Genomic DNA, 22,638 nt, shown 5'->3' with positions numbered 1-22,638 from the left:
CGGGCATCGCCGTAGGCTTTGCGGCATGAGTCTGCGCCTGAGCACTGTGATCCTTCCGCACCGCCGCTGGAACGAGGGTGGCCGTGCGGCCTGGGTGCGCGCAGAGGAACTCGGCTTCCACACGGCCTTCACCTACGACCACCTGTCCTGGCGGACCTTCCGCGACGGCCCCTGGTTCGGCGCCGTCCCCACCCTGAGCGCCGCCGCGGCCGTCACCCGGCGGATGCGCCTGGGCACCCTCGTCACCTCGCCGAACTTCCGCCACCCCGTTCCCCTCGCCAAGGACCTGATCTCGCTCGACGACATCTCGGGCGGCCGGATCACCCTGGGCATCGGCTCGGGCGGCACCGGCTTCGACGCCACGGCCCTCGGGCAGGAGCCGTGGACGCCGCATGAGCGGGCCGACCGCTTCGGCGAGTTCGTGCCGCTCCTCGACCGTCTGCTCACCGAGGACTCGGTCTCGTACGGAGGGGACTTCTACTCGGCGCACGAGGCGCGGAACATCCCGGGATGCGTCCAGCGCCCCCGCCTGCCCTTCGCGGTGGCGGCGACCGGCCCGCGCGGGTTGAGGCTCGCGGCCCGGCACGGGCAGGCATGGGTGACCACGGGCGACCCGAAGCTCTTCGAGACGGGTACGCCCGCGGAGTCCCTGCGGGCGATCCGGGAGCAGATCGAGAAGCTGGGCAAGGCGTGTGCGGACATCGACCGTGACCCCGACGCCATGGAGAAGATCCTGCTCACCGGTTTCACGCCGGACCGTCAGCGCCCGTTGGAGTCCCTCGACGCATTCGTCGACTTCGCGGGCAGGCACGCCGCCCTGGGAATCACGGAGATCGCCGTTCACTGGCCCGTCCCGGACTCGGACTTCGCCGCCGACGAGACGGTCTTCGAGCGCATCGCCACCGAGGGGCTCTCCCAGCTGCGCTGACGCCGCGCCGCCACGGCGCTGCCGCCGCCCGGCCCCGGGCCGGAGGTACGGCAGGGGTCCGGGGGAGAGAAGACGTCCGGAGGTACGGCAGGGCACGCACGGGACCGCGCAGGGCACGGCACGGGGCGCACCGTGGGGATCATGCTGTGGGCATATTTGGCAAGTCCGGTCCGTGACACCTGGTCCGTACCGCGGAAACAGCAGCTCACGGCCTGCCCGGGCACGGTGCCCGGGAGGCGCGGACACCGGTTGTACCAAACTCGCCCCGCGTCCCCGGAATTCCTCGCTCCCCGCCTTGGGTGTCGCTAAATTCTCCCTATGACCAGACCCTGCCGTATAACCAAGGCGGTCATCCCGGCCGCCGGACTCGGCACCCGTTTCCTTCCGGCGACAAAAGCCGTCCCGAAGGAAATGCTGCCGGTGGTGGACAGGCCCGCCATCCAGTACGTGGTGGAGGAAGCCGTGTCCGCCGGCCTCTCCGACATCCTGATGGTGACGGGACGCAACAAGGGTTCCCTGGAAGACCACTTCGACCGCAGTTACGAACTGGAGAACGTGCTGCGGACGAAGGAGGAGCACGGGAAGCTCTCCCGGCTCACCTCGTCCGCGGCCGGCGCGGACATCCACTATCTGCGCCAGGGCGACGCCCAGGGGCTCGGCCACGCCGTGCTGCGGGCCGCGTCGTACATCGGTGAGAACCCCTTCGCGGTGCTGCTGGGCGACGATCTGATCGACGCCAGGGACACCCTGCTCGCCCGCATGGCGGAGGTGCACGCCCGGCACGGGGGCAGCGTCCTGGCCCTCATGGAGGTACCCCGCGAGCAGATCTTCCGGTACGGCTGCGCGGCCGTGGCCGGAACCGGTGAGCACGACGTGGTACGTGTGACGGACCTGGTCGAGAAGCCGTCCCCGGACCTGGCGCCGAGCACCTACGCGGTGCTGGGCCGGTACGTCCTGGATCCGGAGGTCTTCACGGTGCTGCGCCGCACCCTGCCCGGCCGGGGCGGCGAGATACAGCTCACGGACGCCCTGCGGGAGATGTGTCTGGCGGGGGCGCGGGGCCCGGTGCACGGGGTGGTGTTCGCCGGGCGCCGCTACGACACCGGCGACCCCGGTGACTATCTGCGGGCCGTGGTCCAGCTGGCCTGGGAGCGCGAGGACCTGGGGCCGGGCTTCCGGAGCTGGCTCGGAGAGTTCGTCAGGTCGAACGCGCCCCGGGTACCGGCCGTCCAGGGCGCCGGCCTCGAATAGCCGGATCCCGGACAGACGGACCTCCAACAGGCAGATCCCGGACAGGCAGATATCGCCGTTCCCTGCCGGGAGGAAAAGGGAAAGGCGAAATCCTCCCGCCGCGCGGACAAAGAGCGACGGCGGATGCCCGAACGGGCCGGAGGAATCGGACCACGGGCCGCCGGGTCCGACCGCGTACCGCCGATTCCGCGACGCCACGGAAAAGCGCCGCCCGCCACCGGAAAAACGGCGGCGGCGAAATCCCCTGGCCCCGTGCACGACCCGAAGGTTCCCCGCAGGACCCGAAATTACCTTACGGTTTCCGCGCCCATTAACTTGAGGTGAACATGACAGACATGTCGTCGAGCGGTACGCCGGGCCGGCAGGGCAGACCGGCCACCACGGCCAAGCCCGCCCTGGACCGCCGCTCCGTCCTCACCCGCGGTGCCGCCCTCGCCGGAGGGGCCGCGGCCGGGCTCACGGCCGGCGCCGCCTTCCCCGCCCGGGCCGCGCAGGACGCCCCGCCGGCGGTCCGGGCCGCGGCACCCTATGAGACCGGGGCGCTCATCGGCCCCGACGACCCGCGCTACCCCCTGCTGACCACCGGGAACAACCAGCGCTACGTCGCGGCGCCCGAGTACGTCAAGATGATCCGCTCCACCCAGGACGCGGTGCACGCGCTGCGCGCGGCGCACCGGGCGGGCAAGCGGGTCTCCGTGCGCAGCGGCGGCCACTGCTTCGCCGCCCTGGTGTGCAATCCCGAGATCGAGGTCATCCTCGACTTCTCCGAGATGACCGACGTCGGGTACGACGCGTCGAGACGGGCCTTCTACGTCGAACCGGGTGCCCGGCTGCTCCATGTCTACGAGCAGCTCTACAAGGGCTGGGGCGTCACCGTCCCCGGCGGCATCTGCTACAGCGTCGGCGCCGGCGGTCACATCTCCGGCGGCGGCTACGGCCTGCTCTCCCGGGCGCACGGACTCGTGGTGGACCACCTCTACGCCGTGGAAGTGGTCACCGTCGACGCCGGGGGCACGGTGCGCACCACCGTCGCCACCCGCGAGGCGGACGATCCCCACCGGGATCTGTGGTGGGCCCACACAGGAGGCGGCGGCGGCAACTTCGGCCTGATCACCCGCTACTGGTTCCGCTCCCCCGACGCGACGGGCACCGAGCCCGGCGACCAGCTGATCTCCCCGCCGTCCACCGTCCTGGTCAGCGCCGTCGACATCCCCTGGGAGGATCTCGACGAGGGGACGTTCGCCCGGCTGCTGAAGAACTTCGGTGCCTGGCACGAGGCCAACAGCGCGCCCGGCTCGCCGTACCGGCACCTGTCCAGCCTGTTCAACGTGAGCTCCCGGGCGCACGGCAGTCTGGGTATGTTCACCCAGGTCGACGCGACGGTACCGGGTGCCCGGAAGATGCTGGACGACTATCTGGGCGCGATCACCGCCGGCACCGGGATCACCCCGCGTCCGATGGCCAAGGCGAACGGGGAGATCCCGCATCTGGCCAACCTGGCCGAGCCCCGCGAGATGCCCTGGCTGAACGCCACCCGGATGGTGGGCACCAACAACCCCACGATCACCAACCCCGTGTCGCGGGCCGTGCACAAGTCCGCGTACATGCGCAGGAACTTCAGCGACCGGCAGATCGCCGCGCTGTACGCGTACATGACCCGGCCGGACTTCGAGAACCCGGACACGATGCTGGTCCTGTTCTCGTTCGGAGGCCAGGTCAACGCGGTCGCCCCGGACGCGACGGCCAACGCCCAGCGCGAGTGCGTGTTCAAGATGACCTTCCAGACCTTCTGGCCCGACGAACAGGACGACGACTTCTACCTGGGCTGGATCCGGGGCCTGTACGCGGACTTCTTCGCCGAGTCCGGGGGCGTCCCGCTCATCGACGACCGCACGGACGGCTGTTACATCAACTACTGCGACACGGACATGGCGGACCCGGAGCACAACCGCTCGGGAGTGCCCTGGCACACGCTCTACTACAAGGGCAACTACCCGCGGCTCCAGCAGGTCAAGAAGCGCTGGGACCCCGGCAACTTCTTCCACCACGCCCTGTCCGTCGAGCCGGCCAGGAACTGAACCCCCCTCCGCCCACAGGGCCCCGCCCGCATCCCGGCAGCTGCGGCAGCTGCGGCAGCTGCCGCGGCCTGCCCCCGCGTCTGTCCCCGGGCCTCCAGCGCCTGCCCCGGGACAGGCGTCCACTCCGGATTCCGCGCCAGGACAGCGTGGTTCAGCGTGCCGGAAACCGGTCGTGGTGCGTTCCGCCCCCCGCCACCACCACCGACGCGACATCCCTATCGGGAGACATCTGATGCGACCTGTTGCAGTGGTCCTCGGCACCCGGCCCGAGGCCATCAAATTGGCTCCGGTCATCCACGCGCTGCACGACGACCCCCGCTTCGAGCCGATCGTCATCTCCACCGGTCAGCACCGGGAGATGCTGGACGAGACGATGCGTGCCTTCGACCTGGCCCCGGACATCGATCTCGGTGTCATGGTCCCCAGGCAGACCCTCTCGCAGACCACCTACCGTGCCCTGCGCGAGTTGGAGACGCAGCTGAGCACCCTGCCGGTGCAGGCCGTGCTGGTGCACGGCGACACCGCCACCACGATGGCCGGCGCGCTCGCCGGGTTCCATCTCCAGATCCCCGTCGTCCATGTGGAGGCGGGTCTGCGCAGCGGGGTCCTCGGATCACCCTTCCCCGAGGAGGGCAACCGGCGCATGGTCGCCCAGATCGCGGCCCTGCATCTCGCTCCGACCCCCGGGAACAAGGCCAACCTGCTGAGCGAGCGGGTCACGGAGGACACGATCGCCGTGACGGGCAACACCGTCATCGACGCCCTGCAATGGGCGAGCGACCGTGCGGACAGCTTCGGCGACCCCGCCCTGGAGGACCTGGCCACGGACACCCGCCGGGTCGTGCTCGCCTCCGCCCACCGCCGGGACGCGTGGCCCAGCCTCCCGCAGATCGCCCAGGCGTTCGCCGACATCGCCGACGAGCCCGGCACCCGGGTGGTGGTCCCGCTGCACCGCAATCCGGCCGTGCGCCAGGCCGTACTCCCCAAGATCGGCGGCCGTCCGAACGTCACCATCGTCGATCCGCTGCCGTACCTGAACTTCTGCAAGCTCATGGGGCGCGCGGACGTCATCCTGTCGGACAGCAGCGGGGCCCAGGAGGAAGGCCCCGCGCTGGGCAAGCCGACGCTGGTGATCAGCAACGTCACCGAGCGGTCGGAGGCCGTGGCCGCGGGCACGGCCCGGCTGGTCGGTACCGCGTACGACGGTGTGTACGGCCACACCGTACGGCTGCTGCGCGACGAGGCCGCCTACGCGCGGATGGCCTCGTCGGCGAATCCGTACGGGGACGGGCAGGCCACGCGTCGTACGGTCGCCGCGATCGCGCACTTCTTCGGCGACGGTCCGCCGCCGGACCCCTTCGTACCGGAGACCCCGGACGGCCGGCTGCCGGCCGGGACCGCTCGCCCCACGGAGTACGCGCGGACATGACCACCACCCGGCAAGGGCCGCACCCGGCCCCGGACACCCTTGACGACGCCCGACACGACGTCCTCGACGGCTCCCGTCACGACGTCCTCGACGGCTCCCCGGACGGCGTCCGCGCGCTGAGCTTCACCGGTGACCGTGTGGTCGCGACCGTGGTCCGCGACACGCCCGAATTCCGCGTCGAGGGACGGGCGATCGTGGTGAACTGCGGCGCCCACGACGTGTGGGTCGCCGAGCCACCGCGACGCCCGATCCCACCCCTGAGCTCGACGATCCTGGCGGACACCACGGTCGAGGGCGCGGGTCTCCTCGTCGTGCTGCGGACCGACGACCGGCCGCGGGACGACAGCGGCGGCCCCGAGGACGGCGACCGCGGCGACAGCGGCAGCGGCAGTGCCGGTGCCGGTGCCATCACGGGTGAACCGGGCTGGCGCCTGCTGGGCGATCTGATCGGCGAGGGGACCGGCGACACCGGGGGCCTCCCGTTCGACCGGAGCATCCCCCTGTGGCGCAGCCCGGTCGACAGCATCGGGCGGGTCGCGTTCGACCCCGCCCGTCTGCTGCGGCAGACACCGTCCGCGGGCCCTCCCCAGCCCTTCGAGGTCAGGGTCAACCTGTGGTTCGCCCCGGCCGGGACGGACTGCTTCATCCACGACCGGCACGACTTCATCGAGGTCCACACGCAGGTCACCGGGCTGGGCCGGATGCAGAAGTTCCGGTCCCAGGACCACGCCACGCTCTACCAGGACGTCCTGATGAGCCCCGGCTACACCACCCCCGACCCGTTCTGCGCCGTCGGCTCCGACGGCACCTGCGTCTATCCCTGGCACCAGTACCACGCCGACACCGACTGCACCTGGCTGGCCATCGAGTACCACCGCGTCCCGCGGTGACCGTCGAGCGAGGACACACGACATGACCGAGATAAGCACCCCGCGATTCACCCCCGAACTGGTGGCCGACCAGCTGCGCGACGGCTACTGGCTGGAGGCCCCCGACATCGACGGGGACGGCCGTCCGGACCTGTTCGGCTACGGACTGCGGCTGGGAGAGATCTACTGGTACCAGAACGACGGCGAGTGGACCCGGCGGCTGGTCGCCGACGGGTTCCGCATGCCGGTCGGCGCGGACCACGCCGACATCAGCGGCAACGGCTCGCCGGACATCATCGTCTGCCACGAGCTGTACGGCCCGATCGGCACGATCGTCGACCCCGATCCCCAGGGCGGCAAGATCACCTGGCTGGAGAACCCCGGCTCCCCGGACAAGGACCCCTCCCGCTGGGCGAAGCACTACGTGGGCCGCGCCACCGGCATGCACCGCCTCAGGGCCGGCCACTTCACCCAGTCGGAGCGGCTGGAGATCATCGGCCTGCCGATCGTCGCCGAGGCGGATGTCCACGCGGTCCTGCCGGTGGTGCTCTTCACCCGGCCCGACGACGTACTGGCCGCCGAGGAGTGGCCGATGTCGGTCGTCGACGACAGCAGCTTCCGCATGATCCACGGCGCGGAGAAGAAGAAGGGCCTCATCCCCGGTTCGGACCGCGACTCCCTCCTCCTCGCCTCCGACGAGGGCGTCACCTGGCTGTACTACGACACCGACCGCGGCGAATGGGTGCGCGAGCCGATCGGTGCCGGCGAACTCACCCAGTTCGAGCGGACGGGCTTCCGCGGCAGCGGGGACCTCGACGCCGGGCGGCTGGGCGCCGATCCGATGGCGTACGTCGCCGCGATCGAGCCGTTCCACGGCAACACCGTGGCCGTCTACACCCGGCACGACGACGACCCGGCCGGCTGGCGGCGCACCCTGCTGGACGTGTTCGGGGACCCCAACGAGAACGGCGAGGGTCCCGGCCACCAGATCGTGTGCGCGGACTTCGACGGGGACGGCGACGACGAGTTCCTGGTGGCGCTGCGCGGTCCCTGGCCCTGGCAGGGCGTCATGTACTACAAGGCCGTCGACGCGGCCAGGGGCGTCTGGGCGAAGTGGCGGGTCTCGGACGAGTCCGTCGCCCGGATCGCCACGGCCGACTTCAACGGGGACGGCCGGCTCGACTTCGCGACCATCGCCTACTCGGTCCAGAACTACTACGTGGCCAAGAGCGCCAAGATCGTGGTCCACCGCAACGAGATCGGCACGCCCGGCGCGTAACCACCGGCGACGGTCCCGGGGCGGCGGTGCCGCCCCGGGACCCGTGTCTCCCCGTCCCGCCCCCGAAAGGATTGTCATGGCTTCGCCAAACACGGCGGCCGTTCCGGGTACCGGCACCGGTACTGGTACCGGTACTGGCACCGGGCCCGTCCAGCTGCGCTCGCTGACCGGTCTCCGGTTCTTCGCGGCACTGCTGGTCTTCTTCTTCCACTCGTCGCTGTCCAACTCGCCGATCCCGCCGAACGACCCGATCAACCCGTTCGCCGACCCCGGCATCGCCCACGGCTACGCGAAGGCGTTCCTCAACACCGGCTACATGGGGGTGTCGTTCTTCTTCGTGCTCTCCGGCTTCGTGCTGGCCTGGTCGGCCCGGCCGGGACAGTCGGCGCGGGCCTTCTGGCGCCGCCGTATGACGAAGATCTTCCCCAACCACCTGGTGGTGTTCACCGCCTCGCTGGTGCTCTTCGCCGGGGCCTCGATCACCTCCGTCGGGCAGTGGCTGCCGAACCTGCTGCTGGTCCACACCTTCTTCCCGCAGCCCGGCATCAACCTCAGCATGAACCCGCCGAGCTGGTCGCTGGGCAGTGAACTGCTCTTCTACCTGCTGTTCCCCCTGCTGATCGGCCCGCTCCGGAAGATCCGCGACGGCGCCCTGTGGATCTGGGCCGCGGTCATGGTCGCCGGGACCGTGGTGGTCCAGCTCGTCTCGACGTACCTGGTGCCCGACACGCCGAAGTCGGCGATCACCCCGGTCTCCGACCTCCAGTTCTGGTTCGGCTACCTCTTCCCGCCTGGCCGGCTCTTCGAGTTCGTCCTCGGCGCGCTGCTCGCCCGGATCGTGCTGAGCGGCCGCTGGCCGCGCCGGATCGGCGTCGGGACCGGTCTCGCCCTCACCGCGTGCGGTTACGCCGCCGGGTTCCTCGTACCGTTCCCGTACACGTTCGTCACCGCGACGATCGTGCCGATCGGCCTGCTGATCGGCGCGGTCGCCCAGACCGATGTCGACGGCCGCCGCAGCCTGCTGCGGGGACGGACCATGGTCTGGCTGGGCGAGGTCTCGTTCGGCTTCTACCTCGTCCAGGGAGTGTCGATCTTCTACCTGCGGTCCCTGCTGGACGGCGCCACCTACGGCGTACCCGGCGCGCTGCTGGCCGTCGCGGGGTTCTTCTGCGCGTCCCTGCTGGGGGGCTGGCTGCTGTACCGCTTCGTGGAGATGCCCGCGATGCGCCGCTTCAGCCGCAGGCCGGCACCCGCGGCACCCGCACCCGCCGAGCCCCGGCCCGCCTCGCTCCGGGTGCCCTGACCCGGCCCCCGACCCCCGGCCCCCGACCGGCCCGGCCCGCACCGGCCACGGACCGGGCCGGTGCGGGCCAGTCCGGGCCGGGACACCGGCGCATCGGACCGCCGGAACGCCGGAACGCCGAACGGGGGCGGGGCGGCGTGCCGCTCCCGCCCCCGCCCGGTGGTCACGCACCGGCCGGTGCGAGCCGCGTCTCCGCGCCGAAGGCCGCCGCGAGCAACCGGTACGAGCGCAGCCGGTCGGCAGGGTCGCAGGTCAGCGTGTTGACCATGATCTCGTCGACGCCGTGGCCGACGGCCAGGGCGGTCAGCCGCTCCTGGACCTGGTCCGGCGTCCCCCACACCAGACCGCCCCGGCGGGCCACGGCCCGTTCCGTCTCCAGGGCGGTCCACCGGTGACGGCGCGCCTCCTCCGGCGTGGGCAGCGGAAGGTCCGCACCCAGGTCCTTGCGGCTGCGCCACAGCAGTACGCTCTGCGCCAGCGCCTCGGCGTGCTCCTCGCTCTCGGCGGTGACCGCGCGCACCGCCAGCACGCCGCCGGGCGCGGGACGGCCGGTCCGCCCGGTGTACGCCGTGCGGTACGCCGTGAGTGCCGCCGTCGCCGGGCCGGGCGCGAGGAAGTGCGCGAACGCGTAGTCCGTGCCCAGCCGGCCGGCCAGCAGCGCCGAGTTCACCGAGGTGCCCAGCAGCCACATCCGGGGCGCACCGCGGGAGCCGCCCGGGGGTCCGGTGTCCGGCTCCACGAGCCGGCGTACGGCTTCGAGCCGCTCGGGGTAGTCGGGCGCGGGACCGCCCGCACGGCCGAGCCCCATGTCCACCCGCCCGGGGAACACCGAGGCCAGTACGCCGAACACCTCGGCGACCTTCGTGGGCGGATAGCGGGGCAGCAGCACCCCGCCGGTTCCCACCCGCATCCGCCGGGTCCTGGCGAGCAGGATCGCGGCGAGGACCTCCGGGGCGCTGCCCGCGAAGTCCGCGGAGCCGTGGTGCTCGGCCGTCCAGTGGCGGACGTAGCCCCACTCCTCCGCCGCCTGGGCCAGGTCGACGGACGACCGGAGGGCGTCCGCGGGCGAGAACCCCGCGCCCACGGGCGACTGGTCCAGTACCGACAGACGCGGCGTCGTTCCCGGTCGTTCCCCGCTCATGTCCGCTCCTGCGCGATCGCGGGCACGATGCGGTAGTCGCGCTGGAAGACCAGGTTGTGCAGGTCGGCCGTGGCGATGGCCCGCAGCACCGGCACCTCCGCGGCGGCCTGCTCCGGGGTGAACACGTTCAGCGGCCAGTCGTGGACGGTCGCGCCCCGCAGATGCGGGTGGTGGAACCCGCGCCCGTAGTGCGCCAGCAGCGTGACCGGTGAGATCCGCGCCGCACGCTGTTCGGGCCAGGACAGCGTCCAGACCGCGCCGAGGCCGGTGTCCGGGGCGCGCTGGACTCCGCTCGCCTCCACCTCTCCCGTGCCCAGCAGGAGCGTGGTGTCGAACTCGTCGAGAACCCGCACCGCCCAGGGGTGGAGCAGTTCGACGGTCCGGGCGAAGTGCTCCTCCTTGCCGCGGCGCGAGACGGTGTCGCCGCCCGGCCCGTGCCGTCCGTCGCGCAGGTCCACCAGATGCCGCGTGAGTGCCTCGATGTGCGGAAGCCCGGTCTCCTGTGGAGTGGTGGTCATCGTGTCTCCTTCCGTCGTTCCAGGTGGTCGCGCAGGGCCGTGCCGAGCCAGGTCCGCAGGGGGGAGTCCTGGGGGCCGAAGCCGGTGGCGCCGGAGAGGAAGGCGGCGTGCGGGGTGCGGGGGAAGATCCCCAGCCGCACCTCGTTGCCCGCCGCCCGCAGGCTGCGCGCGTAGGCCGTCACGTCGTCGACGACGGGGTCGAGTTCACCGACGGCGACGAGCGCCGGAGCCAGCCCGTCGAGACGGCCGGCCTCCAGCGGGGTGCTGTACAACCGCTCACCGTCGCGCTCGGCCGTGCCGGTGCCGCCCCGGTACACCTGCCACGCCTGCCGGAGGTCCCGCGCGGAGGGGAACGCGTCGGGTCGGCGGGTGTAGGACGGGGCCTCGCAGGCGGGGTCCAGCGGGGGATAGGCGAGCACCTGGGCGGCCAGCGGTTCGCCGCGGTCGCGGCGGGCGAGAGCCGCGCAGGCGGCGACGGTGCCGCCCGCGCTGTCGCCGCCGACCGCGACCGGTTCCCGACCGTCCGCCTGCTCCGCCGCCCAGGCGACAGCCGTCAGCACGTCGTCGAGCTGTGCCGGATGCCGGTACCGGGGGGCGAGCCGGTAGTCGGTGCTGACCACGGTGCAGCCGGAGACCCGGGCCAGATGCGTGACCGGTCCGTGCCAGCGCTCGGCGGATCCGCCCTGCCAGCTGCCGCCGTGCGCCCAGATCAGCCAGCCGTACGGGGCGGCGTCCGGCCGGTACACCCGGACGGGGACGCCGTGCGTCCCCGCGTCGAGCGACCGGCACTCCCAGCGCACCCCGCCGGGGCCCGTTCCGGCGTGGCCCGGACAGTCAGGGCCCGGGCAGCCGGGGTCCCGGCTCCTGTCAGCGTGCACTCGAACGCGCACCCCGCAGGAATACGGCGCTGGTCGCCACGCCGAGCAGTACGACGGCGGCGTTCACCGCCACGGCGGTCTTCAGACCGTGCAGGACGGCTGCCGCACCGGCGCCGGTCATGGCGGCGGTGGCCACCGCACTCATGATCGGCGTACCCATGGTGATGCCGATCTGCTGCGTCATGGTGGCCAGACCGGTCGCCAGCCCCTGCTCGTGGTCCGCCAGACCGGAGGTGGCGGTGACCATGAAACCGACGATGACCAGCATGTTGCCCACACCCCCGGCGAACGTGGCGATCAGCAGCAGCCACATCGACGAGCGGTGGTCGCCGAGGCCGAGCAGCGCGGCCGTGAACACGGTCTGCAGGATCCCGCCGGAGACGAGCGTCGCCTTGCTGCCGATCCTCCCGATCACCCGCGGGGCGACGGAGCCGCCGACGACCGTACCGATGCCCAGCACGCCGAAGGACAGACCGGCGGCCAGCGGGGAGAAGCCGAGCACTTCCTGGAGGTACAGGGTCAGCAGGAAGACCAGCGACGTCTCCGTCAGGAACGCGATCAGACCGGCCACGTTGCCCCAGGCCACCGACCGCTTGCCGAGCACCCCGAGCGGCACCAGCGGTGCGGACACCTTGCGCTCCACCGCGCCGAACACCAGGAGCAGCACCACACCCACGGCCAGCGGCAGCAGGGCTGCCGGGGATCCCCAGCCGTGCTCACCGGCCTGGGTGAGACCGAGGACGACGGACAGCAGGCCGAGCGTCACGCTGACGGCACCGGGCAGGTCCAGCCTGGGGCGCTCGTCGGGCCGGGACTCCCTGATGACCGCCGGGGTGACGAAGAGGACGGCGAGGGCGACGGGAACGTTGATGAAGAACGCCCACCGCCAGGAGAGCAGGTCGGTCAGCAGACCGCCCAGGATGGCCCCGGTGGTGAACCCCGCCGACATCAGCGCGCCGTTGAGCCCCAGCGCCTTCTCCCGCAGCGGGCCCTCCGGGAACGAGGTGGTCAGCAGCGACAGGCCCGCGGGCGTCACCGCCGCGGTCGCCAGGCCCTGGAAGACCCGCGCGGTGATCAGCGCCTCCGGGCTCTGCGCCAGCCCGCCGCCCAGCGAGGCCGCGGCCAGTACCACCAGCCCCGCGAGAAAGAGCCGACGGCGGCCGAACAGGTCCGCGATCCGGCCGAACAGCAGCGTGAAACCCGCCGCGCACAGGGCGAACGCGGTGGCGATCCACTGGAGGTGGGCCAGTGAGAAACCGAGGCCCTGGCCGATCACCGGCAGCGCCACGTTCAGGATGGAGAAGTCCACGGCCAGCATGAACTGCGCCGCGAGCAGCAGCACCAGCACCAGCCGCAGCCGGGGGGTGAGGACGGCCGGAGCCGCTTGGGCGGATGCGCCGGTCGCCTCCGCATCGGTGACGGACATGACGGGTGTCCTTTCCTCTTTCTCGCACGGTCGCGAAACCCCAGGCTCACCCGCCCGTGACGACCCAGCCAGCACCCTGTGCCGGGCAGCCGGCGCGAGGGTAGTCATCACACGACCACCCTCACGGCCCCGGACGCGGCGGCGGACGGGCATCATGGGCAGCAGGCGGACCGGATCCAGGAGGCACCGACATCCAGGAGGCATCGATGGACGCACCGTCCGAGCTCGGAGACTTCCTCAAGTCCCGCCGTGCCGCGCTGCGCCCCGAGGACATCGGCATCACACCGCAGCCCTCCCGGCGCCGGGTCACCGGACTGCGCCGCGAGGAACTGGCGATGCTCGCGGGCGTCAGCATCACCCACTACACACGCCTCGAGCAGGGCAGGGCGACGACCGCGTCGGACTCCGTACTGGATGCGATCGCCCGGACGCTGCGGCTCACCGAGGACGAGACCGCCCATCTCAAGGACCTCGCCCGGCCCGCCGCCGGGTCCCGGCCCGCCCCGCCCCGCGTGGAGAACGCCGGCGCGTCGGCCCGCCAGCTGCTGGCGGCCATGACCGACGTACCCGCTCTCGTACTCGACCGGCGCAACGACGTCCTCGCCTGGAACCAGCTGGGGCACGCGCTGCTCGCCGGTCATCTGGCGCCGGACAGCCCCGGTGCGGCCGCGAGCCGCCCGAATCTGATCCGGATGCTGTTCCTCGACGAGCGGTACCGGCAGCTCTACTCCCACTGGAACGAGGAGGCCCTGCTCGCCGTCGCCTCGCTGCGGCTGGTCGCGGGCCGTCACCCCGACGACCGGAGACTGGCCGAGCTCATCGGACGGCTGTCGATGCTGAGCCCCGAGTTCGCCTCGCGCTGGGCCCGGCATCCGGTGCGCACCTGCACCTCGGGCCTCAAGCGACTGCAGCACCCGTCCGTCGGCGTGATGGACCTCAGCTTCGAGAACCTCTGCATCCCCGGCAGTTCGGGGCAGCGGCTGATCGCCTACACGGCGGAACCGGGCTCCCCCTCGGAGGCGGCGCTGCGGCTGCTGGGGAGCGTCGCCGCCTCGTCGGACACGGACTTCTCCGCCGTACAGTCCTGAGGAGGTCCGGCCCGCGTCACCACGGTCGCTGCCGGCCGCGGGACCGGTCCGCCGCGGGCACGCAGCTCCGTAATCACGCGCCTCCGCGGGCACGCCACTCGGCAGGCACTGTCCTCACCGGACCTGCCGTCACCAGGCGATGTGCCTGCGGGTGTTGCGCGGTGCTGTGCCTGCGGGTGTTGCGCCTGCGGGTGCTGTGCCGGCCGGCTGAGGCGCTCCCGTCGGGCGCCCCGCCGAGGCGCTCCCTCTCAGGCGCTCCGCTGCCCGGCGTACGAGGGCTCGGGCGGTTGTCCCGCGGAGCCGAGGCGCAGATAGGCGTAGGCCGCCGACGCCATCGTCATGTGATGGTGCCAGGCGGGGAAGGACCGTCCGGCGAAGTCCAGCAGGTCGAAGCGCTCGTCCAGGCAGTCCGCCGTGATGGCGGAGCTCAGATAGCAGCGGATGAACTCGAGCAGTTCGTCCAGCCGGTGGTGGACGAGGTTCGTGAGCCAGACCCGGGAGTCCGGGCGCCCGTCGGCGAACTCGGCGAACAGCCGGTACACCTGCCGGTCGGGCCCCGCCTGCCGGGCGTCCGCGGCGGTCGGCCGCAGCAGGATGGAGCGGACGTGGGCCTGCCGGAACGTACCGTCGGCACGGGTCACGGTCGCGGTGTGCGGACTCCATGTCCGGTAGCTGTCCGCCCCGGTGACGGCCCCGGTGACGGCCCGTCCGTCCGGCTCCCGGCGGGCCCGTGACAGCGGATCGGCAGGTGCCCGGTTCTCCCCGGGAGCCAGCAGGCGCGGGTGGACGGCCACCACGAAGTCGCGCCGGGAGCGGTCCAGTCCGGCGATCAGCTCACCCAGGTCGGTCGCGTCGCTCATGTCGGCCACCACCGGGGTCCGCGGGGACGAGACGGCGGCGGCCGGACCGGAGATCAGGTCCAGCATGTGCCGCCACTGCGGCTGGAAGACCTCCGTGTCCGGGATGCGGGTGCGCTGGCGCAGTTCGCTGTCGTCGGTCCACTGCCGGGGCAGGAACAGCCGCCAGTCGACGGGGAAGTTCGCGCCGGGGCAGGAGATGAACAGGGCGATCCCCACCTGGCAGTTGAGGGTGCGTTCGGCCGAGGGGACGAAACGCCGGTGCACCCCGACCGAGTGACCGCCGCGTTTGGGAAGGGTGACGGGGGTGACGGTGGTCGCCCGTACGGAAGAACGCTGCTCGATCCAGTCCGTCAGCGCGTGACGGGCCGGTTCCCATTCCCAGGGACTGCTGTTGATGAACTGCTGTAAGGAGTACCAGGCAGTGGGCGAGGCCGACACGGACTCGGCCAGGCGCCGCATCGACTTCCTGCCCTCGGTGAACAGCAGCCCGCTGAGGTACACCCGGGCCCATCGGCGCTGATCGGCTCTCGGCAGATAACCGAAGATCTGGTCGGCGAAGGCGTCCACGGCCCGCGCACCCGCGGCTGCCACCGCCTGCTGCGTGCGTGATGAGTGCATGACTCAGCATCCCCCTGCGCGCCCACGTCGGATTCAGCTCCTCATTCGAGCATCCGATCAGCCGAATCGGCTGTGATCTGAATCTCATTCAATGGAAAATGTAGATTAACGCTGCGTATTCCATCGGCTACCCGGTGATCGGATGTCACCCGTTCGCCGCACGGTCCGGGGAGACGACCGCACACTCCTGCTGCCGGGGGTCCGAAGCCTCACGGCGCACCGCGGCGACCGCGGCGGAGGAGTTCTCCCGGCGGTCGAGGGCCGCCGACAGGACGGCGAGCGCAAGGGCGGACACGGCGAGGACGGCGCCGACCCCGTTCGGGGCGGTGTACCCGAGGCCTGCCGCGATGACCCGGCCGCCGAGCCAGGCCGACAGCGCGTTGCCCAGGTTGAAGGCACCGATGTTCATGGCCGAGGCCAGGGTGGGGGCACCGTGCGCGTGATCGAGCACGCGCTTCTGCAACGGCGGGACCGTGGCGAAACCCAGGGCTCCGATCAGCGTGAGGGTCACGGCCGCCGCGGCCTTGCTGTGCGCCGTGAGCGTGAAGAGCGCGAGCACGACGGCGAGGCCGCCGAGGGAGACGTAGAGCATGGGCATCAGGGAGCGGTCGGCGAACCTCCCCCCGACGAGGTTGCCGACGACCATGCCGAGCCCGAGGAGCACCAGCAGCCAGGTCACCGAGCCGTCGGCGAAGCCCGCGACGCGGGTCATCATCGGCGCGATGTAGGTGATGGCCGCGAAGACACCGCCGAATCCGAGGACGGTCATCGCCATGGCGAGCAGCACCTGGACGTTGCGGAACGCGGCGAGTTCATGGCGCAGCCGTACCCCGTCCGGCCGGGGCAGCTCGGGCACCAGCGTCGCGACACCGACGAGCCCGACGACTCCGAGCCCGGCGACGACACCGAAGGTGACCCGCCAGCCGAGGTGCTGTCCCACGAGCGTGCCGAGCGGGACACCGACGACGTTGGCGACGGTCAGGCCGGTGAACATCGTCGCGATGGCCCCGGCCTTCCGGTCGGGTGCGACCAGGTCGGCGGCGACGACCGAACCGATGCCGAAGAAGGCGCCGTGGGCGAGCGAGGCCACGATCCGGCCGATCAGCATGACCGTGAAGGCGGGGGCGAGCGCGGAGATCAGGTTGCCCGCGATGAACAACCCCATGAGCACCATCAGCATCCGCTTGCGGGAGGTTTTCGTACCGAGGACGGTCATCACCGGGGCACCGGCCACCACGCCGAGCGCGTAGCCGGTCACGAGCAGGCCCGCGGTGGGGATGGAGACCCCGAAGTCGTCGGCGACCGCGGGCAGCAGGCCGGTGATCACGAACTCGGTCGTTCCGATTCCGAAGGCTCCGATGGCAAGGGCCAGAAGCGCCAGAGGCATGAAGGACACACCTTTCCTATCGGCTGCAGGCACGCTTAACACGCGCCAACAATAGTTGCAGACGCTGACTATAGGCAATAGCGGACTATCTCGCCGCTGCCCTATCCTGGACCGAGCCGCTCCGGGACGGAGGAAACGCCATATGACCGCGACGGACCCCGCACTCACCGCTCTGGCCCAGGGCTGGTGCGCCCTTTCCCTGCTGCACGGGAAGATCGAGACCCATGTGGAACGCGCCCTGCAGGCCCGGCACGGACTGAGCGTGCGGGAGTACTCCCTGCTCGACGTCCTCGGCAGACAGCACGACGACGAGGGGGGCCACCTCCAGATGAAGCAGGTCGCCGACGCCGTGGTGCTCAGCCAGAGCGCGACCACCCGGCTCGTCACCCGCCTGGAGGACCGCGGTCTGCTGGGCCGCTATCTGTGCCCCACCGACCGGCGCGGCATCTACACCGACGTCACGCAGGCCGGCCGGGAACTCCTCGAAGAGGCCAGGCCCACGAACGACGCCGCACTGCGCGAGGCGCTGGACGAGGCGGCGAAGAACCCGGTCCTGACCCCGCTGGTACGGGTGGTGGAATCCCTGAAGGCACCCACGACCGCCTAGCGCCACGACCGGCGAGGAGCGCCACCCGCCTCCCGGCTGTACTCGGGTGATGCGACAGCGCGGCGAGGTACCGTGCCGGGCGTCGCGAGCCGCTGTCCCTTCCCGGTCGCGGTGACCCGTTCCCGGTCGCGGTGACCCCGTTCCGGTCGCGGTGACCCGTTCCCGCGGCGGTGACCCGTTCCGGTCGCGGCACCAGGCCCTGGCCGCCGGCGGGCGCAGGCCCGTGGCCGGGAATCCCAGGGGGCACGGAGCCCCCGGGCCGCCGAGGGCGTGCCGTCCGGTGTCCGCCCCGTCCGTACGGCCTCCCGCCCCCCGGCCCAGCGGGCATATGCGGGAGAATGGGCCGGTGACCTCAGCCACCCGAACGTCCGAGAGCAGTCCCGCCGCCGTTCCCCCGCGGCTGATCGCCACCGATCTCGACGGCACCCTGCTGCGCGACGACCAGTCGGTCTCGCCCCGCACGGTCGCCGCACTGGCCGCCGCCGAGGCGGCCGGGATCGAGGTCTTCTTCGTCACCGGCCGCCCCGCGCGCTGGATGGACGTGGTCGCCGACCACGTCCACGGCCACGGGCTCGCGATCTGCGGCAACGGCGCGGCCGTGGTCGATCTGCACGACGGCCCGGGCAGCCACCGGTTCGTCAAGGTGCGGGACCTGGCGCGGGACAACGCCCTCGACGCCGTACGGCTGCTGCGCGACGCCGCGCCCGGCACGGTGTACGCGTTGGAGCAGACGTACGGCTTCCACCAGGAGCCCGGCTATCCGCATCTGCACCTGGAGGTCCCGGACACCCTCGCGCCCGCCGAGGACCTGCTCTCCCCCGGCGGCGCCGCCACCGCCGAGCCGCTGCTCAAGATCCTCGCCTACCACGCCGCGCTCGAGCCGGACGCCTTCCTCACCCTCGCCCGGCTCGCCCTCGGCGACCGCGCCGGCGTCACCCGCTCCAGCCCCAGCGCCCTGCTGGAACTCAGCGGCCCGGGGGTGTCCAAGGCCAGCACGCTCGCCCTGTGCTGCGCCGAGCGGGGCATCGCGCCCGAGGAGGTGGTCGCCTTCGGGGACATGCCGAACGATGTCGAGATGCTGACATGGGCGGGCCGCTCGTACGCCATGGGCAACGCCCACCCCGCGGCGGTCCGGGCCGCCTCCGGGCGCACCGCCGCCAACAACGACGACGGCGTCGCCGTGATGATCGAGAAACTGCTGGCCGAGCTTCCGTAGGGCCCGGCAGCCGAGCGGCGGGACGGAACCGGGGTGCCTGCCCCGTCCCGCCCCGTCCCGCCCCGCATCCGCCGTCAGCGGCCCGCCACCAGCAGTTCCGCCTCCGCCTCCCGCTCCAGCATGGCCCGCAGCGGGCCGTCCACGACGGCCAGTTCGCTGTAGGGGCCGCGCTGTGCCACGCGGCCCTCGTCCAGCACGATCACCTCGTCGACCGCCTCGATACCGGCCAGCCGGTGGGTGATGAGCAGCGTCGTGCGGCCCTCGGTGGCGGCCAGCAGGTCGGCGGTGAGGGCATCGGCCGTGGGCAGGTCGAGGTGCTCGGCGGGCTCGTCGAGCACCAGGACCGGGAAGTCGGCGAGCAGCGCGCGGGCCAGGGCGAGACGCTGGCGCTGGCCGCCGGACAGGCGGGCCCCGTGCTCACCGACGAAGGTGTCGAGACCGTCGGGCAAACCGTCCGCCCAGTCGAGCAGCCTGGCCCGGGCCAGCGCACCCCGCAGTTCGGCCTCGGTGGCGTCCTTCTTCGCCAGCAGCAGGTTCTCGCGTACGGAGCTGTCGAAGAGGTGAGCGTCCTGCGCGCACAGCCCGACCAGCTTCCGTACGTCGTCGCCGTCCAGCGCGGACGCGTCCACCCCGCCGAGACGGTAGGCGCCGGCGTCCGCGTCCAGGAACCGCAGGAGCACCTGGGAGAGGGTCGTCTTGCCGGAACCGGAGGGGCCGACCACGGCGATGCGGCGCCCCTCCGCCAGTGTCAGGTCGACCTGCGCGAGGGCGTCCCTGTCCTGTCCCGGGTGGCGGGCGGTGAGGCCCTCGACCGTGAGGGGGAACGGTGACGCCGGGGCCGGACGCGGCTGTTCCGGCTCCCGGACGGGTTCGGGGGCGTCCAGCACCTCGTACACCCGCTCGGCACTCCTGCGCACCCGCTGCCGGTACTGGACCGCGAGCGGCAGTCCGAGAACGGCCTCGAAGGCGGCCAGCGGTGTGAGGACGACCACGGCGGTCACCACTCCGCCGAGCCGTCCGTCGGCGACCGCCCGGACGGCGAAGAGGGCGGCTGCCGTGACGGTCAGCCCCGACACCAGCGCGGTCAGGCCGTCGCCGAGCGCGGTGGCGGTGGCGGTGCGCGACGCGATCCGGGTGAGCGCGGCGTCGGCGCGGCCGGTCTCGGCGGTACGGGCCGGCAGGGCGCCCGCCACGGTCAGTTCGGCGGTGCCGGTGAGCAGGTCGGTGACCCGCGTCGCCAGCGTTCCCCGGGCGGGGGCGAGACGGTGTTCCGCGCGCCGGGCGACGGCGCCGCTCAGCAGCGGCACCCCGGCCCCGGCCGCGAGCAGCCCGGCGGCGAGGACCGCACCCGCCTCGGGCAGCAGCCAGGCGGTGAAGGCGACGGACCCGGCGGACACGGCGACGGCGACCCCGACGGGCAGCAGCCAGCGCAGCCAGTAGTCCTGCAGCGCGTCCACGTCGCTGACGAGCCGGGACAGCAGGTCGCCACGCCGGGTGGCGCGCAGTCCGGCGGGTGCCAGGCGTTCCAGGCGCCGGTAGACGGCGACACGGGTGTCGGCCAGCATCCTCAGCACGGCGTCGTGCGACACCAGCCGCTCCGCGTAACGGAACACGGCCCGTCCGATGCCGAAGGTCCGGGTCGCGGTGACGGCCACCATCAGGTACAGCACGGGCGGCTGCTGCGAGGCACGGGAGATCAGCCATCCGGAGGTGGCCATGAGGCCGACGGCGCTGCCGAGCGCGAGGGTGCCGAGCAGCAGGGCGAGCGCCAGTTTGCCGCCCCGGGGGCCGGACATGGCGCGGACCCGCGCCAGGACGCCGCCGCGGGCGGTGCCCGCCGGCTCGGTCCCGGTGTCCGGGGCGGTGCCGGGCGCACCGACCGGAACCGCGGCAACGGCCTCGGCAGCGACCGGGGCTGCGGCTACGGCTCCCTGACGTCCGACGGTGGCCGGCTCCGTCGCCCGCGCGGCATCCTCCACCGGATCCTCTGCGGGATCCTCTGCGGTCCACTCCGCGGGCATCGCCGCCGTCTGCCGGACGGCGGAGTGCGGCGGGTCCGCCCGTTCCGGCTCCTCCAGCCGCACCACCCGGTCGGCCACCTGGAGCAGTGCGGGCCGGTGCACCACCAGCAGGACGGTGCGGCCCTGGGCGAGCCGTCCGACGGCGGCCACGATCTCGGCCTCGGTACCGCCGTCCAGCGCGGCCGTCGGCTCGTCGAGCAGCAGCACCGGGCGGTCGGCGAGGAAGGCACGGGCCAGGGCGAGGCGCTGACGCTGGCCGGCGGAGAGTCCGGCACCGTCCTCGCCGAGCCGGGTGGCCGTGCCCTCGGGCAGCGCCGCCACGAACTCCAGCGCGCCGGCGTCCGCGAGGGCCCGCCGTACGGCGTCGTCGTCGGCGTCGGGCCGGGCGAGCCGTACGTTCTCGGCGATCGTCCCGGCGTACAGATGCGGCCGCTGCGGCACCCAGGCGACGCGGGAGCGCCACTGCGCGAGGTCGAGTCCGGCGAGGTCGGCGCCACCGATCAGCACCCGGCCCCCGGTGGGGCTCACGAAGCCGAGCAGGACGTTCAGCAGGGTCGACTTGCCGGCTCCGCTGGGCCCGACGAGCGCGACCGTCTCCCCGGGGCCGACGGTGAAGGACGCGTCCGACACGGCGTCGCCGGAGCGGCCGGGGTAGCGGACGGTCACGCCCTCGAAGGCGATCCCGCCGGCCGGGACCGCGGCGCCGCCGGACTCGGGCAGCGGGGTCTCCAGTACGGCGAAGATCTCCTCGGCGGCGGCCAGTCCCTCCGCGGCGGCGTGGTACTGGGCACCCACCTGGCGCAGCGGCAGATACGCCTCCGGCGCCAGGACGAGGATCACCAGACCGATGTAGAGATCCATGTCGCCGTGCACGAGCCGCATGCCGATGGTCACGGCGACCAGGGCGACCGACAGGGTGGCCAGCAGTTCCAGCGCGAAGGAGGACAGGAAGGCGATGCGCAGGGTGCGCATGGTCGCCTGCCGGTATTCGCCGGTGATGCGCCGGATGGACTCGGCCTGCGCCTTGGCCCGTCCGAACACCTTGAGGGTGGGCAGTCCCGCGACGACGTCGAGGAAGTGGCCCGAGAGCCCGCTCAGCAATCGCCACTGCCGGTCCATCCGGGACTGCGTCGCCCAGCCGATCAGCGCCATGAAGAGAGGGATCAGCGGGAGGGTCGCGACGATGATCGCGGCCGACACCCAGTCCTCGGTGACGATCCGGGCCAGCACCGCGACCGGGACGACGACCGCGAGACCCAACTGCGGCAGATAGCGGGAGAAGTAGTCGTCCAGGGCGTCGACTCCCCGGGTGGCGAGGGCGACGAGCGAGCCGGTCCGCTGTCCGCTCAGCCACCCCGGGCCGAGAGCGGCGGCCCGCTCCAGGAGGCGCTTGCGCAGTTCCGACTTCACCGCGGCACTCGCCCGGTGTGCGGCGAGTTCGGTGAGCCAGGAGACCAGGGCGCGGCCACCCGCGACGGCCGCCAGCAGCAGAAGGGGGGTGCGCAGACCGGACACCGGCAGCCCGTGCTGGAAGGCCCCGACCACCACTTCGGCGATGAGCATCGCCTGGGCGATGATCAGGCCGGCACCGACGGCTCCCAGGGCCACGATCGCCACCAGGAAGAAACGGGTGGCGCGGGCGTGGCGCAGCAGACGCGGATCGATTGGTTTCACGTGAAACATGCCCTTCAACCGGAGAGGGGGGTTTCGCGGTGTTTCACGTGAAACACCGCGAAACCCC

The 22,638-nt window shown here is 72.4% G+C and carries 17 protein-coding genes; 10 read left to right on the top strand and 7 right to left on the bottom strand.

Annotation, left to right across the window (positions count from 1 at the left end; translation table 11 throughout):
• Positions 1 to 25: 25 nt before the first annotated feature.
• The 7 genes from ABZ862_RS23995 to ABZ862_RS23965 all read left to right on the top strand — a co-directional run bounded on the left by ABZ862_RS23995 (position 26) and on the right by ABZ862_RS23965 (position 9,137).
• Positions 26 to 928 (top strand): LLM class flavin-dependent oxidoreductase, encoded by a 903-nt coding sequence (locus ABZ862_RS23995; RefSeq protein WP_360961385.1) that lies wholly within the window; start codon positions 26 to 28, stop codon positions 926 to 928.
• Positions 929 to 1,246: 318 nt separating this feature from the next.
• Entirely contained in the window at positions 1,247 to 2,179 is a 933-nt protein-coding gene (locus ABZ862_RS23990) for a UTP--glucose-1-phosphate uridylyltransferase (RefSeq protein WP_360961382.1), read from the top strand.
• Between the two features lie 335 nt (positions 2,180 to 2,514).
• Positions 2,515 to 4,257, top strand: a complete 1,743-nt coding sequence (locus ABZ862_RS23985) for an FAD-binding protein (protein WP_360961594.1) — start codon at positions 2,515 to 2,517, stop codon at positions 4,255 to 4,257.
• 232 nt (positions 4,258 to 4,489) lie between these two features.
• Positions 4,490 to 5,686 carry a UDP-N-acetylglucosamine 2-epimerase (non-hydrolyzing) gene (wecB, locus tag ABZ862_RS23980; RefSeq protein WP_360961379.1) on the top strand — a complete coding sequence of 399 codons (1,197 nt, stop codon included), beginning with the start codon at positions 4,490 to 4,492 and terminating at the stop codon, positions 5,684 to 5,686.
• The gene (locus ABZ862_RS23975) at positions 5,683 to 6,576 is read left to right on the top strand and encodes a hypothetical protein (RefSeq protein ID WP_360961376.1); all 894 of its coding nucleotides are present in this window, start codon (positions 5,683 to 5,685) and stop codon (positions 6,574 to 6,576) included. Before wecB ends, ABZ862_RS23975 begins: the two co-directional genes overlap by 4 nt.
• 22 nt (positions 6,577 to 6,598) lie before the next feature.
• Entirely contained in the window at positions 6,599 to 7,834 is a 1,236-nt protein-coding gene (locus tag ABZ862_RS23970) for a VCBS repeat-containing protein (RefSeq protein ID WP_360961373.1), read from the top strand.
• A 76-nt stretch (positions 7,835 to 7,910) separates the two neighbouring features.
• Complete coding sequence (locus ABZ862_RS23965; RefSeq protein ID WP_360961370.1) at positions 7,911 to 9,137, top strand: acyltransferase; 1,227 nt, start codon at positions 7,911 to 7,913, stop codon at positions 9,135 to 9,137.
• 163 nt (positions 9,138 to 9,300) lie between these two features.
• Here the strand turns inward: ABZ862_RS23965 and ABZ862_RS23960 are convergent, their stop codons facing one another.
• From ABZ862_RS23960 to ABZ862_RS23945, 4 genes are all read right to left on the bottom strand, one after another.
• A complete protein-coding gene (locus ABZ862_RS23960) occupies positions 9,301 to 10,278 on the bottom strand; it encodes an MsnO8 family LLM class oxidoreductase (protein WP_360961368.1) in 978 nt (325 codons plus the stop codon).
• Positions 10,275 to 10,796, bottom strand: a complete 522-nt coding sequence (locus ABZ862_RS23955; RefSeq protein WP_360961365.1) for a hypothetical protein — start codon at positions 10,794 to 10,796, stop codon at positions 10,275 to 10,277. The genes ABZ862_RS23960 and ABZ862_RS23955 overlap by 4 nt, the downstream gene beginning before the upstream one ends.
• Positions 10,793 to 11,596: an alpha/beta hydrolase gene (locus tag ABZ862_RS23950; protein ID WP_360961361.1), complete on the bottom strand. Its 804-nt coding sequence runs from the start codon at positions 11,594 to 11,596 to the stop codon at positions 10,793 to 10,795. The genes ABZ862_RS23955 and ABZ862_RS23950 overlap by 4 nt, the downstream gene beginning before the upstream one ends.
• Before the next feature lie 67 nt (positions 11,597 to 11,663).
• Complete coding sequence (locus tag ABZ862_RS23945) at positions 11,664 to 13,100, bottom strand: MFS transporter (RefSeq protein WP_360961358.1); 1,437 nt, start codon at positions 13,098 to 13,100, stop codon at positions 11,664 to 11,666.
• A gap of 206 nt (positions 13,101 to 13,306) precedes the next feature.
• On the opposite strand from ABZ862_RS23945, the gene ABZ862_RS23940 reads away from it, so the two are divergent.
• Positions 13,307 to 14,188 carry a helix-turn-helix transcriptional regulator gene (locus ABZ862_RS23940; RefSeq protein WP_360961355.1) on the top strand — a complete coding sequence of 294 codons (882 nt, stop codon included), beginning with the start codon at positions 13,307 to 13,309 and terminating at the stop codon, positions 14,186 to 14,188.
• 248 nt (positions 14,189 to 14,436) lie between these two features.
• Here the strand turns inward: ABZ862_RS23940 and ABZ862_RS23935 are convergent, their stop codons facing one another.
• Positions 14,437 to 15,666, bottom strand: a complete 1,230-nt coding sequence (locus ABZ862_RS23935) for a transposase (RefSeq protein ID WP_360961352.1) — start codon at positions 15,664 to 15,666, stop codon at positions 14,437 to 14,439.
• 145 nt (positions 15,667 to 15,811) lie between these two features.
• Entirely contained in the window at positions 15,812 to 17,053 is a 1,242-nt protein-coding gene (locus ABZ862_RS23930) for an MFS transporter (protein WP_360961349.1), read from the bottom strand.
• Positions 17,054 to 17,195: 142 nt separating this feature from the next.
• Here ABZ862_RS23930 and ABZ862_RS23925 point away from each other — a divergent pair, with 142 nt between their 5' ends.
• Both ABZ862_RS23925 and ABZ862_RS23920 read left to right on the top strand, forming a co-directional pair.
• The gene (locus ABZ862_RS23925) at positions 17,196 to 17,660 is read left to right on the top strand and encodes a MarR family transcriptional regulator (protein ID WP_360961346.1); all 465 of its coding nucleotides are present in this window, start codon (positions 17,196 to 17,198) and stop codon (positions 17,658 to 17,660) included.
• Positions 17,661 to 17,988: 328 nt separating this feature from the next.
• Positions 17,989 to 18,876 (top strand): HAD hydrolase family protein, encoded by an 888-nt coding sequence (locus tag ABZ862_RS23920; RefSeq protein ID WP_360961344.1) that lies wholly within the window; start codon positions 17,989 to 17,991, stop codon positions 18,874 to 18,876.
• A 74-nt stretch (positions 18,877 to 18,950) separates the two neighbouring features.
• Here the strand turns inward: ABZ862_RS23920 and cydD are convergent, their stop codons facing one another.
• Positions 18,951 to 22,580: a thiol reductant ABC exporter subunit CydD gene (gene cydD, locus ABZ862_RS23915; protein WP_360961341.1), complete on the bottom strand. Its 3,630-nt coding sequence runs from the start codon at positions 22,578 to 22,580 to the stop codon at positions 18,951 to 18,953.
• Positions 22,581 to 22,638: the final 58 nt, after the last annotated feature.

Source organism: Streptomyces sp. NPDC047000, assembly GCF_040644295.1.
Taxonomy (GTDB): Bacteria; Actinomycetota; Actinomycetes; order Streptomycetales; family Streptomycetaceae; genus Streptomyces.
Note: the sequence above shows the minus strand (reverse complement) of the source record. Positions and strands in the feature narration are given on the sequence as shown.

Excerpts from the sequence above, each read along its gene's own strand:
- ABZ862_RS23985 (WP_360961594.1), top strand. The coding sequence starts at position 2,515 with ATGTCGTCGAGCGGTACGCCGGGCCGGCAGGGCAGACCGGCCACCACG.
- ABZ862_RS23975 (WP_360961376.1), top strand. The coding sequence starts at position 5,683 with ATGACCACCACCCGGCAAGGGCCGCACCCGGCCCCGGACACCCTTGAC.
- ABZ862_RS23970 (WP_360961373.1), top strand. The coding sequence starts at position 6,599 with ATGACCGAGATAAGCACCCCGCGATTCACCCCCGAACTGGTGGCCGAC.
- ABZ862_RS23965 (WP_360961370.1), top strand. The coding sequence starts at position 7,911 with ATGGCTTCGCCAAACACGGCGGCCGTTCCGGGTACCGGCACCGGTACT.
- ABZ862_RS23955 (WP_360961365.1), bottom strand. The coding sequence starts at position 10,796 with ATGACCACCACTCCACAGGAGACCGGGCTTCCGCACATCGAGGCACTC.
- ABZ862_RS23945 (WP_360961358.1), bottom strand. The coding sequence starts at position 13,100 with ATGTCCGTCACCGATGCGGAGGCGACCGGCGCATCCGCCCAAGCGGCT.
- ABZ862_RS23935 (WP_360961352.1), bottom strand. The coding sequence starts at position 15,666 with ATGCACTCATCACGCACGCAGCAGGCGGTGGCAGCCGCGGGTGCGCGG.
- ABZ862_RS23960 (WP_360961368.1), bottom strand. The coding sequence starts at position 10,278 with ATGAGCGGGGAACGACCGGGAACGACGCCGCGTCTGTCGGTACTGGAC.
- ABZ862_RS23925 (WP_360961346.1), top strand. The coding sequence starts at position 17,196 with ATGACCGCGACGGACCCCGCACTCACCGCTCTGGCCCAGGGCTGGTGC.
- ABZ862_RS23930 (WP_360961349.1), bottom strand. The coding sequence starts at position 17,053 with ATGCCTCTGGCGCTTCTGGCCCTTGCCATCGGAGCCTTCGGAATCGGA.
- cydD (WP_360961341.1), bottom strand. The coding sequence starts at position 22,580 with ATGTTTCACGTGAAACCAATCGATCCGCGTCTGCTGCGCCACGCCCGC.
- ABZ862_RS23995 (WP_360961385.1), top strand. The coding sequence starts at position 26 with ATGAGTCTGCGCCTGAGCACTGTGATCCTTCCGCACCGCCGCTGGAAC.
- ABZ862_RS23920 (WP_360961344.1), top strand. The coding sequence starts at position 17,989 with ATGCGGGAGAATGGGCCGGTGACCTCAGCCACCCGAACGTCCGAGAGC.
- ABZ862_RS23990 (WP_360961382.1), top strand. The coding sequence starts at position 1,247 with ATGACCAGACCCTGCCGTATAACCAAGGCGGTCATCCCGGCCGCCGGA.
- wecB (WP_360961379.1), top strand. The coding sequence starts at position 4,490 with ATGCGACCTGTTGCAGTGGTCCTCGGCACCCGGCCCGAGGCCATCAAA.
- ABZ862_RS23940 (WP_360961355.1), top strand. The coding sequence starts at position 13,307 with ATGGACGCACCGTCCGAGCTCGGAGACTTCCTCAAGTCCCGCCGTGCC.